15 protein-coding genes are annotated in these 15,818 nt (G+C 61.4%); 12 read left to right on the top strand and 3 right to left on the bottom strand.

What is annotated here, in order from left to right; translation table 11 throughout:
- Positions 1-387: 387 nt before the first annotated feature.
- Both HU738_RS04250 and HU738_RS04255 read right to left on the bottom strand, forming a co-directional pair.
- On the bottom strand, positions 388-1,608 hold the full coding sequence (locus HU738_RS04250) for a CaiB/BaiF CoA transferase family protein (protein ID WP_186601627.1): 1,221 nt from the start codon (positions 1,606-1,608) through the stop codon (positions 388-390).
- A 14-nt stretch (positions 1,609-1,622) separates the two neighbouring features.
- The gene (locus HU738_RS04255; RefSeq protein ID WP_186601626.1) at positions 1,623-2,804 is read right to left on the bottom strand and encodes an acyl-CoA dehydrogenase; all 1,182 of its coding nucleotides are present in this window, start codon (positions 2,802-2,804) and stop codon (positions 1,623-1,625) included.
- A gap of 163 nt (positions 2,805-2,967) precedes the next feature.
- Here HU738_RS04255 and HU738_RS04260 point away from each other — a divergent pair, with 163 nt between their 5' ends.
- From HU738_RS04260 to HU738_RS04305, 10 genes are all read left to right on the top strand, one after another.
- Complete coding sequence (locus HU738_RS04260; RefSeq protein ID WP_186601625.1) at positions 2,968-3,894, top strand: LysR family transcriptional regulator; 927 nt, start codon at positions 2,968-2,970, stop codon at positions 3,892-3,894.
- A gap of 411 nt (positions 3,895-4,305) precedes the next feature.
- The gene (locus tag HU738_RS04265) at positions 4,306-5,427 is read left to right on the top strand and encodes a Re/Si-specific NAD(P)(+) transhydrogenase subunit alpha (RefSeq protein WP_099815286.1); all 1,122 of its coding nucleotides are present in this window, start codon (positions 4,306-4,308) and stop codon (positions 5,425-5,427) included.
- An 11-nt stretch (positions 5,428-5,438) separates the two neighbouring features.
- Complete coding sequence (locus HU738_RS04270) at positions 5,439-5,753, top strand: NAD(P) transhydrogenase subunit alpha part 2 (protein WP_003256966.1); 315 nt, start codon at positions 5,439-5,441, stop codon at positions 5,751-5,753.
- Between the two features lie 2 nt (positions 5,754-5,755).
- Positions 5,756-7,192: an NAD(P)(+) transhydrogenase (Re/Si-specific) subunit beta gene (locus tag HU738_RS04275; RefSeq protein ID WP_186601624.1), complete on the top strand. Its 1,437-nt coding sequence runs from the start codon at positions 5,756-5,758 to the stop codon at positions 7,190-7,192.
- A 185-nt stretch (positions 7,193-7,377) separates the two neighbouring features.
- Complete coding sequence (gene scpC, locus HU738_RS04280) at positions 7,378-8,871, top strand: succinyl-CoA:acetate CoA-transferase ScpC (RefSeq protein ID WP_176508376.1); 1,494 nt, start codon at positions 7,378-7,380, stop codon at positions 8,869-8,871.
- Positions 8,872-9,225: 354 nt separating this feature from the next.
- The gene (locus tag HU738_RS04285; RefSeq protein WP_054884336.1) at positions 9,226-9,441 is read left to right on the top strand and encodes a DUF1127 domain-containing protein; all 216 of its coding nucleotides are present in this window, start codon (positions 9,226-9,228) and stop codon (positions 9,439-9,441) included.
- 300 nt (positions 9,442-9,741) lie between these two features.
- Positions 9,742-10,059: a DUF2388 domain-containing protein gene (locus tag HU738_RS04290; RefSeq protein ID WP_186601623.1), complete on the top strand. Its 318-nt coding sequence runs from the start codon at positions 9,742-9,744 to the stop codon at positions 10,057-10,059.
- An 89-nt stretch (positions 10,060-10,148) separates the two neighbouring features.
- Complete coding sequence (locus HU738_RS04295) at positions 10,149-10,442, top strand: DUF2388 domain-containing protein (RefSeq protein ID WP_186601622.1); 294 nt, start codon at positions 10,149-10,151, stop codon at positions 10,440-10,442.
- A 36-nt stretch (positions 10,443-10,478) separates the two neighbouring features.
- Entirely contained in the window at positions 10,479-10,799 is a 321-nt protein-coding gene (locus HU738_RS04300; protein ID WP_054884339.1) for a DUF2388 domain-containing protein, read from the top strand.
- On the top strand, positions 10,796-12,754 hold the full coding sequence (locus HU738_RS04305; protein WP_186601621.1) for a DUF7844 domain-containing protein: 1,959 nt from the start codon (positions 10,796-10,798) through the stop codon (positions 12,752-12,754). Before HU738_RS04300 ends, HU738_RS04305 begins: the two co-directional genes overlap by 4 nt.
- A gap of 101 nt (positions 12,755-12,855) precedes the next feature.
- On the opposite strand, the gene HU738_RS04310 is transcribed toward HU738_RS04305, so the two are convergent.
- Positions 12,856-13,257: a GFA family protein gene (locus HU738_RS04310; protein ID WP_176508380.1), complete on the bottom strand. Its 402-nt coding sequence runs from the start codon at positions 13,255-13,257 to the stop codon at positions 12,856-12,858.
- Between the two features lie 278 nt (positions 13,258-13,535).
- Here HU738_RS04310 and HU738_RS04315 point away from each other — a divergent pair, with 278 nt between their 5' ends.
- Both HU738_RS04315 and HU738_RS04320 read left to right on the top strand, forming a co-directional pair.
- Complete coding sequence (locus tag HU738_RS04315) at positions 13,536-14,843, top strand: CitMHS family transporter (protein ID WP_099815282.1); 1,308 nt, start codon at positions 13,536-13,538, stop codon at positions 14,841-14,843.
- A 68-nt stretch (positions 14,844-14,911) separates the two neighbouring features.
- Positions 14,912-15,682, top strand: coding sequence for a TerC family protein (locus tag HU738_RS04320; protein ID WP_099815281.1), 771 nt, complete (start codon positions 14,912-14,914; stop codon positions 15,680-15,682).
- The last annotated feature ends 136 nt before the right edge of the window (positions 15,683-15,818 follow it).

A 15,818-nucleotide genomic window follows, 5' to 3' on the forward strand; every position in this document is an offset into this window, starting at 1 on the left:
CTCAACCGAGGCGCGCATTCTACGCTTTCCTCATTTGCTGTCAAGCGTTTATTTTGAAGTTTTTGCGAGAAACTCGTTTAGCTTCAAACACTTGACTCGCTGCGATCTCTCGTAGCGGGAGGCGAATAATACAGCGTTTAAAACCGCTGTCAACCTTCATCTCGACCGCCATCGATCATTCGATCGAAGCGCTTCCAACCTCACCATAACTACCTAACTCGTTGAATTTCAAGGAGTTTGTCGTTCCGATGTCGCTGGAAGTGGGGCGCATTATAAGGGGATTCGAGACCCCGTCAACCTTTAATTTCTGGAAACTTCAAGATCGCTGAAAAGCAATGCGGGGAGGCCTGACGGCCTCCCCGCATTTCAACTGCTCTATCTATAGCCTCAAAGCACGCCAGCACTGCGCAAACGCCCCACGGCAGCGGCATCCAACCCCAGCACATCGCCCAGCACAGCCTCGGTATGCTCACCCAACAGCGGCGGCGCATGGCGATACTCCACAGGCGTCTCGGACAGCCGAATCGGGCTGGCTACTTGCGGTACGCTTCCCGCCAATACATGTGGCATGGATACCTTCAGCCCTCGCGCCAGTACCTGCGGATCCTGGAACATCTGCGCGAGATCGTTGATTGGCCCGCACGGCACCCCGGCAGCCTCCAGCTGGCTTACCCATTCGGCAGTGGTCTTGAACACCGTCGCCTGGCGAATCAGCGGAATCAGTTCGGCCCGGTTCGCCACCCGCTGCTTATTGGTCGTGAAGCGCGGGTCATCCGCCCACTGCGGCTGCCCAGCCACTTCGGCAAACTTGCGAAACTGGCCATCGTTTCCCACCGTGAGGATGAAATCGCCATCCGCTGTCGGGAAGTCCTGGTAAGGAACGATGTTGGGGTGCGCATTACCCAACCGCCGCGGCGAATTACCCGTGGTCAGGTAGTTCATCGCCTGGTTTGCCAGGCACGCCACCTGTACATCCAGCAACGCCATATCGATATGCTGCCCAACGCCATGCTGATCGCGGTAGGCGAGGGCGGCCAGAATCGCCACGGTCGAGTAGAGCCCGGTAAGAATGTCGGTCAGCGCAACACCTACCTTCACTGGCCCAGCACCCTCTTCTCCATCCGGGCGCCCCGTAAGGCTCATCAGCCCTCCCAAGCCCTGGATCATGAAGTCATATCCGGCACGCTTGGCGTATGGCCCCGTCTGGCCGAAGCCCGTGATCGAGCAATAGATGAGCTTGGGGTTCATCGCCTTCAGGCTAAGGTAGTCCAGCCCATAAGCGGCCAGCCCACCGACCTTGAAGTTCTCGATGACGATATCTGACTTGGCCGCCAGCTCTCGCACCAGGCGCTGGCCTTCCGGCTGGGTGAAGTCGATGGTCACCGAGCGCTTGTTGCGGTTTGCCGCCAGGTAATAGGCCGCCTCGCTGGTGTTCTCGCCTTCAGCATCCTTAAGGAAGGGCGGCCCCCAGGAGCGAGTGTCATCGCCACTGCCAGGGCGTTCGACCTTGATCACGTCTGCACCAAGGTCCGCCAGAATCTGGCCAGACCAAGGCCCCGCCAGCACACGGGAAAGGTCCAGCACCCGCAGATGAGATAGCGCGCCCATGGACTGGCTCCTTATCAGTAGAAAGCCTGGATGCCGGTCTGTGCACGCCCGAGGATAAGCGCATGCACGTCATGGGTACCCTCATAGGTGTTGACCACCTCAAGATTGACCAGATGGCGCGCCACGCCGAACTCGTCGGAGATGCCGTTGCCACCCAGCATGTCGCGGGCCATGCGGGCAATGTCCAGGGCCTTGCCGCAGGAGTTGCGCTTCATGATCGAGGTGATTTCCACCGCCGCAGTACCTTCGTCCTTCATCCGCCCCAGGCGCAGGCAGCCTTGCAGGGCCAGGGTGATCTCGGTCTGCATGTCGGCCAGCTTCTTCTGGATCAGCTGGTTGGCCGCCAGCGGGCGTCCAAACTGCTGACGATCGAGGGTGTACTGGCGAGCGGTGTGCCAGCAGGCTTCGGCCGCACCCAGCGCGCCCCAGGAAATGCCATAACGCGCCGAGTTCAGGCAGGTGAACGGCCCCTTGAGGCCGCGCACATCTGGGAAGATGTTCTCCTCGGGCACGAACACGTTGTCCATGACGATCTCACCGGTGATCGAAGCACGCAGGCCAACCTTGCCGTGGATCGCCGGAGCACTGAGACCTTCCCAGCCTTTTTCCAGGACAAAGCCACGGATATCGCCGGCATCATCCTTGGCCCAGACCACGAACACATCGGCGATCGGGCTGTTGGTGATCCACATCTTGCTGCCGCTCAGGCGATAGCCGCCATCGACCTTCCTGGCACGGGTAATCATCGAGCCTGGGTCGGAGCCATGGTTGGGCTCGGTCAGGCCAAAGCAGCCAATCCATTCGCCTGTCGCCAGCTTGGGCAGGTATTTCTGCTTCTGCGCTTCGGTGCCGAACGCATTGATCGGCACCATCACCAGCGAAGACTGCACGCTCATCATGGAACGGTAACCGGAGTCGATCCGTTCCACTTCGCGGGCAATCAGGCCGTAACACACATAGTTCAGGCCGCTGCCACCGTATTGCTCGGGGATGGTCGCACCGAGCAAGCCGACTTCACCCATCTCGCGAAAGATCGCCGGGTCGGTCTGCTCATGACGGAACGCCTCCAGCACACGCGGAGCCAGCTTGTCCTGGGCGAACTGATAAGCGCTGTCACGCACCATGCGCTCTTCTTCAGTGAGCTGCTGATCCAGCAGCAGCGGGTCGATCCAGTTGAAGCTTGCTTTACCGGCCATGAGCGAAATCCTCGAAAAAGGGGGAGCGGTGTCTTGTGCCATTGATCCTAGGCCTGATCCGCAAGCACGACAAACGAGGATTGCGCACGCATAAGTGATATTTTGTCACTCCGTGATACTGCATATCGCCATGTTCATGGCTCCATGAGTGAGGTTGACGTACATGCGCCGCAAAATCCCCAGCACCACCGCACTGGTCTGCTTCGAAGCGGCCGCACGCCACGAGAGCTTTACCAAGGCGGCCCAGGAACTGGCTCTGACCCAAGGCGCCGTCTGTCGCCAGATCGGTGGACTGGAGGCATTTCTCAATGTCGAGCTGTTCAGGCGCTCACGTCGCGGCGTGAAGCTGACCGAGGCCGGGCTGTCCTACAGCCGACAGGTCGCCGCACAGCTGGATGCGGTGGAGCGCGACACCTTGTCGGTCATGCGCCAGCAGGGCGCCAACGTGATCGAACTGGCCGTGGTGCCTACCTTCGGCACCCAATGGTTGCTGCCACGCCTCAAGGATTTCCAGCAACGCCACCCCGAGGTCACCGTCAACCTGACCAACCGTACCCGCCCGTTCCTGTTCGCCGACACCCCGTTCGATGCGGCCATCTACTTCGGCGATGCCGACTGGTCCGGCACTCAGTCTCATCGCCTGATGGGCGAGAACCCCGTCCCGGTGTGCAACCCGTCATTGCTGGGCGGGCAAGGCACGCTGGACGCCCAGCGCATTGCCGGCCTGCCGCTGCTGCAGCAGACCACCCGGCCCTATGCCTGGCGCCAATGGTTCAATGGGCTGGGCCTGAATATCGCGGGCGACATGACAGGCCCGCGCTATGAACTGTTCTCCATGCTGGCCCAGGCGGCCATGCATGACATGGGCATCGCCCTGATCCCGCCGTTCCTGATCCAGCGCGAACTGGAAGAGGGCAGGCTGGTGGTCGCTAACAGGTATGCGCTGTCCAGCGACAAGGCCTACTATCTGATGATTCCCGAACGCAAGGTGGAGTCTGCCTCGCTCCGGGCCTTCCGTGACTGGCTGGTTGGACAGGCACACCTCTACACCGCCTCGCACAAAGGCGAGAGCGCGGACCTGCCTTTGTAGTCAATTATTTTAAACACCTACAGATATACGTTTTTGTCGCATAACAGAAAACTGTTCAGGTGAATCGAAAAACCCCTTGCAAGCCTCTGAACACGGGGGTTTCAGGGGTTTTTACGACGCTCACGAGCCCATCCGCGAAATCATCGCAAAAAATTTCCAATTTTCTCCTAATCTGCGAATAGCCCATGGTTGACGGGCTGCAGCCGGTCGCTTGCGACATACGGTCACAGGGTGACTTGTAGTTTTGACTTCGTTTCGCTCCAGTACCGGTTGAAGGCCCCTGGGTTCGTCTGCAAAATGCTTCGCCCGCCTTGGATTCGGCGGGCTCGGCGCTCAACAGCCGCCCCAGCGCACCATCCGTAGTGTGCTGGCTCTTACAAAGACAAAAAGGTCACCGCAGGAGAAAAAGTCGTGCACATTGGTGTTCCTCTCGAGACGCAGACCGGTGAGACAAGGGTCGCTGCGACCCCGGAAACCCTCAAGAAACTGATTGGCCAGGGCCATCAGGTCACCGTCCAACGGGGGGCAGGGCTCAACGCCAGCATTCCGGACAGTGCCTATGAGGCCGCGGGGGCTTCCCTGGGAAGCGCAGCCGATGCCTACGGCGCCCAATTGATACTCAAGGTGGTCGCCCCCAACGACCAGGAACTGGCCCTGATCAACAGTGGCAGCCTCCTGGTAGGCATGCTCAACCCCTTCAACAGTGAGCTGATCGGCAAGATGGCTGAACGCGGGATCACCGCTTTCGCCCTGGAAGCCGCGCCCCGTACATCACGGGCCCAGAGCCTTGATGTGCTGTCTTCGCAAGCCAACATCGCCGGCTACAAGGCCGTGTTGCTGGCAGCCCATCACTATCCTCGCTTCATGCCCATGCTGATGACTGCCGCCGGCACCGTCAAAGCCGCGCGCGTACTGATTCTGGGGGCAGGTGTTGCTGGCCTGCAGGCCATCGCCACGGCCAAGCGCCTGGGCGCGGTGATCGAGGCGTCCGACGTACGCCCCGCAGTGAAGGAGCAGATCGAGTCGCTCGGCGCCAAGTTCATCGACGTGCCTTATGAGACCGACGAAGAGCGTGAATGCGCCGAAGGCGTCGGCGGTTATGCCCGACCGATGCCAGCCAGCTGGATGCAACGTCAGGCCCAGGCAGTACACGAACGTGCCAAGCAGGCGGATATCGTCATCACCACCGCTTTGATCCCCGGCCGCAAGGCACCGACCCTGCTCAGCGCCGAAACCGTGGCACAGATGAAACCCGGCTCGGTGGTCATCGACCTGGCTGCCGCCCAAGGCGGCAACTGCCCGCTGACCGTCGCGGACCAGGTGGTGCAGGCAAACGGTGTGACCATCGTCGGCCCGACCAACCTGCCAGCCCAGGTGGGCGCAGATGCCTCGGCGCTGTATGCCCGCAACCTGCTGGACTTCATGAAGCTGCTGTTCGACAAAGACGGCGCGCTGGTCATCAATCTCGAAGACGACATCGTCGCGGCCTGCCTGATGTGCCGCGACGGCCAGGTCGTCCGCAAGAACGGCTAAGGAGCACGACAATGGAAGACATGCTGATTTCCCATGGCATCTACAACCTGATCATCTTCGTGCTGGCCATCTATGTGGGCTACCACGTGGTGTGGAATGTCACCCCGGCGCTGCATACACCGCTGATGGCGGTTACCAACGCCATTTCGGCGATCGTCATCGTCGGCGCCATGCTGGCGGCGGCACTGACCGTGACCCCGGCCGGCAAGCTGATGGGCACCCTGGCGGTGGCCCTGGCTGCGGTCAACGTGTTCGGTGGCTTCCTGGTCACCCGTCGCATGCTTGAGATGTTCAAGAAGAAAACCAAGAACGAGGCGCAGAAGTAAGCATGAGCATGAATCTGGTAACGCTCCTCTACCTCGTCGCCTCGGTGTGCTTCATCCAGGCCCTCAAAGGCCTGTCGCACCCGACCACTTCGCGGCGTGGCAACCTGTTCGGCATGATCGGCATGGGGATCGCGATCCTCACCACGGTTGGCCTCATCTATAAGCTGGGTGCCGAGCTCGCCACTGCCGGCCTCGGCTACGTCATCGTCGGCCTGTTGGTCGGAGGTACCGCCGGCTCGATCATGGCCAAGCGCGTCGAGATGACCAAGATGCCGGAACTGGTCGCTTTCATGCACAGCATGATCGGCCTGGCCGCAGTGTTCATCGCCATCGCCGCCGTGCTCGAACCGCAGTCGATGGGCATCGTCGCCGCCATCAGCGACCCGATCCCCACCGGCAACCGCCTGGAACTGTTCCTGGGTGCAGCCATCGGCGCCATCACCTTCTCCGGTTCGGTGATCGCCTTCGGCAAGCTGTCGGGCAAGTACAAGTTCCGCCTGTTCCAAGGCGCACCGGTACAGTTCGCTGGCCAGCACAAGCTGAACCTGATCCTTGGCCTGACCACCATCGCCCTGGGCCTGCTGTTCACCTTCACCGGCCACTACAGTGCCTTCACCCTGATGCTGGTCCTGGCTTTCATCATGGGCGTGCTGATCATTATTCCGATCGGGGGGGCCGACATGCCGGTGGTGGTGTCGATGCTCAACAGCTATTCGGGCTGGGCAGCGGCCGGTATCGGCTTTTCGCTCAACAACTCGATGCTGATCATCGCAGGCTCCCTGGTCGGTTCGTCCGGTGCCATCCTTTCGTACATCATGTGCAAGGCGATGAACCGCTCGTTCTTCAACGTCATCCTCGGCGGGTTTGGCGGCGATACCGATGCCGGCGCGGCACAAGGCTCGAAAGAGCAGCGCCCGGTGAAGTCCGGCTCTGCCGACGACGCCACCTTCCTGCTGAGCAACGCTGACAGCGTGATCATCGTGCCGGGTTATGGCCTGGCGGTGGCCCGTGCCCAGCACGCATTGAAGGAACTGACCGAGAAGCTGAGCCACAACGGGGTGACCGTGAAGTACGCGATCCACCCGGTGGCAGGGCGCATGCCTGGGCACATGAACGTACTGCTGGCCGAAGCCGAAGTGCCCTACGACCAGGTATTCGAGATGGAAGATATCAACGCCGAGTTCGGCCAGGCCGACGTGGTGCTGGTGCTGGGCGCCAATGACGTGGTCAACCCCGCAGCGAAGAACGATCCAAAGTCGCCAATCGCCGGCATGCCGATCCTCGAAGCCTTCAAAGCCAAGACCATCATCGTCAACAAACGCTCGATGGCCAGCGGCTATGCAGGCCTGGATAACGAACTGTTCTATCTGGACAAGACCATGATGGTGTTCGGTGATGCGAAGAAAGTCATCGAAGACATGGTGAAGGCGGTGGAGTGACAACGGCCGCTGCAAACCAGTTGATATAAAGGAAGCCCCGGTCAGAATCTGCCGGGGCTTTCCTTTATTGATCCGGATCAACGGCTCTACGACGAGGCCTCTCATACGACCATGGTCGTGGGACGCCAGAGGGCGAAATCTCTAGACTGCGCCTCAGTAGTTTCAGTAGCCCGAGATAACAATCCATGTACCGTGATCGTATCCGCTTGTCCTCCCTGCACAGCAAGGTAATGAGTGCGGCTGATGCCGCTGGCCTGATCGAGGACGGCATGACCGTCGGCATGAGCGGTTTCACCCGCGCCGGCGAAGCCAAGGCTGTGCCGCATGCCTTGGCCGAACGCGCCAAGCAGTCGCCACTGAAAATCAGCCTGATGACCGGCGCCAGCCTGGGCAACGACCTCGACAAGCAGCTGACCGAAGCCGGCGTGCTGGCGCGTCGCATGCCATTCCAGGTCGACAGTACCCTACGCAAGGCCATCAACGACGGCAAGGTGATGTTCATCGACCAGCACCTGTCGGAAACCGTCGAGCAGCTGCGCAACCAGCAACTCAAGCTGCCGGACATCGCGGTCATCGAAGCCGTGGCCATCACCGAGCAAGGCCACATCGTGCCGACCACCTCGGTGGGCAACTCGGCCAGCTTCGCGATCTTCGCCAAGCAAGTGATCGTCGAGATCAACCTGTCGCACAACGCCAACCTCGAAGGCTTGCACGACATCTATATCCCGACCTATCGCCCGACCCGTACGCCCATCCCGCTGGTCAAGGTCGATGACCGCATTGGCAGCGCCGCGATCCCGATCGACCCGGCAAAGATCGTCGGCATCGTCATCAGCGACCAGCCAGACTCGCCATCCACCGTGCTGCCTCCGGACGACGAAACCCAGGGCATCGCCGACCACTTGATCAACTTCCTGAAGCAGGAAGTGGACGCTGGCCGCATGACCAACAAGCTCGGCCCGCTGCAGGCAGGTATCGGCAGCATTGCCAACGCGGTGATGTGTGGCCTGATCGAGTCGCCATTCGAAGACCTGACCATGTACTCCGAAGTACTGCAGGACTCGACCTTTGACCTGATCGACGCTGGCAAGCTGAGCTTTGCCTCGGGCAGCTCGATCACCCTGTCGACCCGTCGCAATGCCGACGTGTTCGGCAACCTGGAGCGTTACAAGGACAAACTGGTCCTGCGCCCGCAGGAAATCTCCAACCACCCCGAAGTGGTTCGCCGCCTGGGCATCATCGGCATCAACACGGCGCTGGAGTTCGATATCTACGGTAACGTCAATTCCACCCATGTCTGCGGCACCAGGATGATGAACGGCATCGGCGGCTCGGGTGACTTTGCCCGCAACGCCCACCTCGCGGTATTCGTCACCAAGTCGATCGCCAAAGGCGGTGCCATTTCCAGCGTGGTGCCGATGGTCAGCCACGTCGACCATACCGAACACGACGTCGACATCCTGGTCACCGAGCAAGGTTTGGCTGACCTGCGCGGCCTCGCTCCACGTGAGCGGGCGCGGGCGATCATCGACAACTGTGTGCACCCGGACTACCGCGCAGCGCTGAACGACTATTTCGAACGCGCTTGCCAGCGTGGCGGCCACACCCCACACATCCTGCGAGAAGCGCTGAGCTGGCACGAGAACCTGGAAGAAACCGGGCGCATGCTCGCCAGCTGATACAGTCGCCGCCACTGTTCAGGGCCCTGTCGTCGCTACGCCGGCGTCAGGGCCAGTACCGTCAAACCCCAGCACCCGAACACTTCGTTCATCTCTTTCATTCCAAACTGTACAACTGTACCGTTAATTCGGCGCCATCTCGCCCTCATCAGCGCGTACGCAGAGCGAAAACGCACCAACTTGGTGCGCACCGGTACAGTTTCGCCTGTTTCAAGTGCAACAGTCGGCTTAAACAGTTAACTGGCCTATCTCATTACTGGTGAACTGTATCTACTGTTATGGACAGCAGAGGAGGATCATTGGCATCAGTTAAATCACTACCTAATCCCGCCATAAGCGGAAGGATGAAACATCATGGAACGTACCCTCAGTTCCGGTCTGGTTTTTGAAAGCAACGCCCAGCAGTCCCAGGCTTCCCTGCCACTGCGCGCTATCTCCACCCTGCTGCTGTGGCAGCGTCGCATGGCCAGCCGCCGTCAACTGGCTCGCCTGGATGCCCGCCTGCTGGCCGACGCCGGTATCAGCGAGTCGCAGCGTTACGAAGAGCTGAGCAAGCCATTCTGGCGCTAAGCTCCGGTCCGCCGGCTGCGGCCGGCACCGCGAATTCCCCGACCCGTTGCAGGCGACTGCAGCGGGTTTTTTATTGTCCGCACGGCTCTGCCCAGAGCCATTCCGGGCGCCACCAGTACAGTTGCAAATATTTAAATATCGACCGAAACAGTTGTCCGCTCTCGCTCGCACTCACATTCAGAAACAGCACCGCGTGATACGCTTCGCTCAACAGTCTGTTAAAACCCGTTGTCGAACACGTAACGCGACCAGCAGTGCAAGCGTCCGATGAAGCAGAACCCTGTCCAGGAGTCCACGAACATGTCCCGTAAATACCTTATTGGTGCCGCCATGCTGCTCGGCCTGGCCAGCACCGCCCAAGCCAGCAGCTTCGTAGTCACCACCGATGCCGTGGTACGTGCTGTTGCCGCCTCGACTGACGCCACCTCCGACCTGACCTCATCGTTCCGCGATGACAAGATCGTGCAGGCCGCCCGTGATGACGCCGCCAGCTTCGTCGGTACTCAGGGCGCCATTCGTGGTGCGCGGCTGGAAAGTGCCTTGCTGCACATCCGTTCGAGCATGCCGCAGCTGCAAGCCAGTGATGCACAGCTGGCTCAGGCCATCCTCGCGATCTGATCAGGGCGCTGCAAAGCAGGTGCGTTGGCTAGCGGCCGCGCACCTGAGGTAGCCTTCGTCTTTCACTTCCCCTGCCGTCAAGAAAGCTCATGCGTTATCTGTTGCCGTTGCTGTTCAGTGCCACTGCCATGGCCAGTGCCCACGCCATGGACACCACCACACAAGGCCTGGTCATCACGGGCTACGTTACCAGCCAGGTCACCGCTGCCCCCTTCGACCGCAAACTGGTCAGGCAGGCTCGCGACGATGCCGCGGCATTCGTTGCCAGCGATGGCATGATCCGCGGTGCACGCCTGGAAGCGGCACTCGACTCGCTGCGCCACAACTGCACCCGGCCCTCCGTCGGCGACCTTGAACTGGCAGAAGCAATTCTCGTCCAATAACCACACCTGACTCCCTGTATTTTTCGGAGATGCTCCATGCGTAAACCGCTGATTGCCGCTACCCTCGGCATGTTGCTGCTGGCCGACCTGGCCCATGCACAGACCCTGGTGGCCACCAGCAACATCATCGTGCGCGCCTTTGGCCGCTCGATCGATTTCACCTCTGACACCACCACTTCGATCCGCGACGCCAAAGTCGTGCGCGAAGCCCACGACGACGCCGCCAGCTTTGTCGCCAGTAATGGCGATATCCGCGGTGCCCAGCTTGAGGCTGCACTCAGCACCCTGCGCGAGCGCGTGCCTGAAGCGCGCGACGCCAGCGACCAAGTACTGGCCGAAGCCATCCTCGCGCTGTGAGCCGCGTGCGTGCCTGGCTGCTCGGCTGCGCCCTGACGCTGCTGGGCACGCCCGCCCTGGCCGACCTGCAGCTTGAGCTGCAGGCGACCGGCCTCGACCCGCAACAGACCCAAGCCAGCCAGGCCCTGCTCGACGAAGCCATGGCCAAGCTGCCGCCCCTGTTCAAGCAACGGCTGGACAGGCGGGTAACGGTCAGCTGGAGCGACAACATGCCAGCCGATGCCTATGGCCAAGCTTCGCTGGTATCGACTCTCGAACTCAATCGCCGCCTGCTCCCCAGCCTCACTGACGGCAGTGCCGCCAGCAAGCGAACCAACCGTCCCCACGGCACGGTCCGTGAAGAGTTGCTGGCCACCGTCCTGCATGAGCTGACCCATATCTACGACCGTGCCCGCCTGTGGCCCGGCAGTGAGCGCTCGCTGATCGCCCGCTGCGCGCGCCAGCAAGCTACGCTGGGCAAGATCGGTCAGCTGGCAGAGTGCCGTAGTCAGGCCGAACGCCGTTTTACCCTCAGCGACGACCCGCGCTTTCTCGACCTGGCCGGCTGGCCGCAATACGTCGGCCGTCGTGGCGAACGTGAGCAGCACAACGCACAGTTCATGCGCAGCCCCGACAGTTATGAGCTGAGCAGTCCCAAGGAATACATCGCGGTCAACATGGAGTATTTCCTCCTCGACCCGAGCTACGGCTGCCGTCGCCCGGCGCTCAACCAGTACCTGCGTGACCACTTCGGCTGGGCACCGCCGCAGAACACTTGCGCCAAGGGCCTGCCGTTCATCAACGCTGGCAGCGACTTCGCCCGGCAGCCGCTGGGCGAAATTGACCCAGAACGGGTTTACGAGGTCGACTTCCTGCTGGCTGAAGCCAACCAGAACCTTGTGAGCCGCTGGGGCCACAGCATGCTGCGCCTGGTGATCTGCAAACCCGGCCGCCCCCGCGGGCCGGATTGCCGCCTGGACCTCGACCAGAGCCTGGTGCTGTCTTACCGCGCTTTCGTCAACGATGTGCAACTGTCCAGCTGGGACGGGCTGGTAGGTGCCTATCCCTCACGGCTGTTCGTGTTGCCGCTGGGCCAGGTGATCGATGAATACACCAAGACCGAACTGCGCAGCCTGGCCTCGGTACCGCTGAAGCTCAGCCGCGACGAAATCGAGAACCTGGTGCGCCAGGCCGCCGAGATGCACTGGAGCTACGACGGCAACTATTGGTTCCTGTCCAACAACTGCGCAGTGGAATCCTTGAAGCTGCTGCGCAGCGGCACTGCCAACCCACGCCTGAATGATCTCGACAGCATCATGCCCAATGGGTTGCTGGCCGTGCTCAAGGGCAGGGGGCTGGCCGATACCCAGGTGCTCGACGACCCACGCGAAGCCCTGCGCCTGGGCTACCGCTTCGACTCCTACCGCGAGCGCTACCAGGCCATGTTCGATGTGCTGAGGAAGCAGTTGCCGATCAAGCAGACCGAAGTCGAGGACTGGCTGGCCCTGGAGGCAGAGCAGAGGCGCCCGTGGTTCGACAAGGCCGACCTGCGCACCAGCGCGGCCTTGCTGTTGCTCGAACAGGCCAGCCTGCGCCGGCAGTTGCTGCTGGCTCAGGACGAAGTGAAACAGCGTTACCTGAACGCTGCAGCGCTGAAGGACGGCAGCATCAACAAAGCCGACGAGACCCTGAAGCAGATGCTCGCCAACAGCGGCTTCCTCAGCCGCCCGGCCGAGCTGCTGGATGCCAAAGGCTATGGCTTGCCGCAGCCGGACGAGCGCGCGCACCTGGAGCAGGTCAGTGCCGAGCGACAGGCCAAGCTGCTGCGCCTGAGTACCGACCTGGACAAAGAGGTGAGGGCGCTGCTGGAGCCGTCGCGGGCCAGCGAGATCGCGGCGGTCGAGGCCAATGTGAAGCACATTGGCGAGCATCTGCGGGCGTTGCACAAGGCAGCTGGCGGTCTGCAGTTGCCCTGAATCCTGAACCGGCCTCATCGCGGCTTAAGCGCTCCTACAGACTGAGGTGCGCCCCTGTAGCGGCTTTAGCCGCGATGAGGCTGGTACAGGCAGCACAAGGCCTACAGACTTTCCTCCGCCTCCCCGGGCAACGCCTCATCCAGATGCAGCCAGGGCAACCGGCTGCCAATCCAGATATGCCGCCTGGCAGGCGCCCGCTCCGGGTGGTCCAGCGTCGCCACCGTCACATCGATGGTCGTCGGGCTATGCTCGGTCACCAGCGCCACATGCGCCCCGCATTCGCCACAGAAGTACCGCTTGCAACTGGCTGGCGCCACATAACACTGGGGGCGCCCCGCCAGCCAGCGGAAACCCGTGCGGGGCAGGGTGAGCCAAGTCACCACGAGCCCGCCGCTGACCCGCCGGCAGATCGAACAATGGCAATGGGCGACATCCTTCAGGTCCCCCTGCAGCCGGTAGCGCAAGGCACCACAATGGCAGCCACCTTCGTTTACATCCAGCATCACCTACCTCCCGTCGCCGTTTTTCCGGCGAAAGCTGGCTGAAAGCTTACCCCCCTAGGATAGCCGCCACTACCGGCACAAGACCGGTCAGCCAGGGCACCCGGAAATCTCCGCGCCCGGCCCATCAACAACAACAATGGTGATTCTGATGTGTTCCTGCACCCGCCTGTTCGCACGCCTTCATTCAATGCCCCTGCGCATGCTCCCCGCTCAGCGCCAAACGCGCTGATTCGCCCGAATAGCCATTCCTTTCGCCGCGCCACGCCTGGAGTATTGCCATGCTGACCTTCCTCGGCTTTGCCATGGTCATCACCTTCATGTACCTGATCATGACCAAGCGCCTGTCGGCCTTGATCGCGCTGATTCTGGTACCCATCCTGTTCGCCCTGTTCGGCGGCTTTTCCGCCAAGATCGGCCCGATGATGCTCGAGGGCATCAGTAAACTTGCGCCCACCGGCGTGATGCTGATGTTCGCCATTCTCTACTTCGCCCTGATGATCGACTCCGGCCTGTTCGACCCGGCCGTGCGCAAGATCCTCAAGCTGGTCAAGGGTGACCCGCTGAAAGTCTCGGTCGGTACTGCAGTGCTGGCCCTGGTGGTGTCGCTCGATGGTGACGGCGCCACCACTTACATGATCTGCTGCGCCGCCATGCTGCCGCTGTACAGCCGCCTGGGCATGAGCCCGCGGATCATGGCCGGCCTGATCATCCTCGCCGGCGGGGTGATGAACATGACCCCGTGGGGCGGGCCGACCGCCCGCGCAGCAAGCGCCCTGCACGTAGACCCGTCGGACATCTTCGTGCCGATGATCCCGGCCATGGCCTTCGGCGTGCTGGCGATCCTTGCCATCGCCTACATGTACGGCAAACGCGAGCGTGCCCGCCTGGGTGAACTGCACCTGCCGACCGATGACATCGATCACAGCGAAATCAGCGTGTCGCAGTTCCCTGAAGCGCGCCGCCCCAAACTGATCTACTTCAACGGTGCCCTGACCGCCGGCCTGATGGTCGCACTGATCGCAGGCGTGCTGCCGCTGCCGGTGCTGTTCATGATCGCCTTCAGCATTGCCATGATCGTCAACTACCCGTGCCTGCAGCAGCAGAAAGACCGCATCGCCGCCCACGCTGGCAGTGTGCTGGCCGTGACCGGGTTGATCTTCGCCGCCGGTATTTTCACCGGCATCCTGTCCGGTACCGGCATGGTCGAGGCAATGTCCAAGAGCCTGCTGGCAGTCATCCCTGAAGCCTTGGGCCCGTATTTGGCGGTGATCACCGCGATCGTGAGCATGCCGTTCACCTTCTTCATGTCCAATGACGCCTTCTACTACGGTGTGCTGCCAGTGCTGTCGGAAGCGGCCAGCCATTACGGCATCAGCCCGGTGGAAATGGCCCGTGCCTCGATCGTCGGGCAGCCGGTTCACCTGCTTAGCCCGCTGGTGCCTTCGACCTACCTGCTGGTGGCCCTGGCCGGCATCGAGTTCGGCGATCACCAGCGTTTCACGCTGAAGTGGGCAGTGCTGGTATGCCTATGCATAATGCTCGCCGCGCTGCTGATGGGCATTTTCCCGCTGTTCAGTAGTCTTTAATTAACACGCATCACCCATGCGATGCGCCCTGAAGGGGCGCCTCGCCTTTATCGTTTGAAGGAATACACATGGAATGGCTGACCAGCCCGGAAATCTGGGTTGCCTTTTTTACCCTCACAGCGCTTGAGATTGTCCTCGGGATCGACAACATCATCATGATCTCGATCCTGGTCAGCCGCATGCCCAAGCACATGCAGCCGCGCACCCGGATCTTCGGCCTCGCCCTGGCCATGGTCACCCGGATCATGCTGCTACTGTCGATCACCTGGGTCATGCGCCTGACTGCCGACCTGTTCGAGGTGTTCGGCCAGGGCATCTCCGGTCGCGACCTGATCCTGTTCTGCGGCGGCCTGTTCCTGCTGTGGAAAAGCTCGCAAGAGATCTACCACGGGCTGGAAGGCGAGGAAGAGAGCGCCGACGAACCCAAAGGCGCTGGCGGCAAGTTCCTGTACACCATCATTCAGATCGCCATCATCGACATCGTGTTCTCGCTGGACTCGGTGATCACCGCCGTCGGCATGGTCTCGCACGTGCCGGTGATGATCGCCGCCATTGTTGTCGCCGTCCTGGTGATGATGGCCTGCGCCGGCGCCATCAGTGACTTCATCGACAAGCACCCGTCGCTGAAGATGCTTGCCCTTTCCTTCCTGATCGTCGTTGGTACCGTGCTGATCGCCGAATCTTTCGACGTGCACGTGCCGAAGGGTTACGTCTACTTCGCCATGGCCTTCTCGCTGGCCGTCGAGGCGATCAACATCCGCATGCGCACCGCCATGGCGCGCAAGCAGGGCAAGGAGCACGACCCGGTGAAACTGCGCAAGGACATTCCGGGTCAATAAGGTCAGGACAAGCAGCGTAAAGGGCCCTCCGGGGCCCTTTTTCATGTACAGCCTTTCATGACAGAAACATTTCAAATGCTTGCAGAGCGTGCCAAGCTGGCGCGAGGTCCGCAAAACAACTAAAGCTTGAGTAAGC

Origin of the sequence: Pseudomonas vlassakiae (genome assembly GCF_014269035.2) — a bacterium.
Classification (GTDB): Bacteria; Pseudomonadota; Gammaproteobacteria; order Pseudomonadales; family Pseudomonadaceae; genus Aquipseudomonas; species Aquipseudomonas vlassakiae.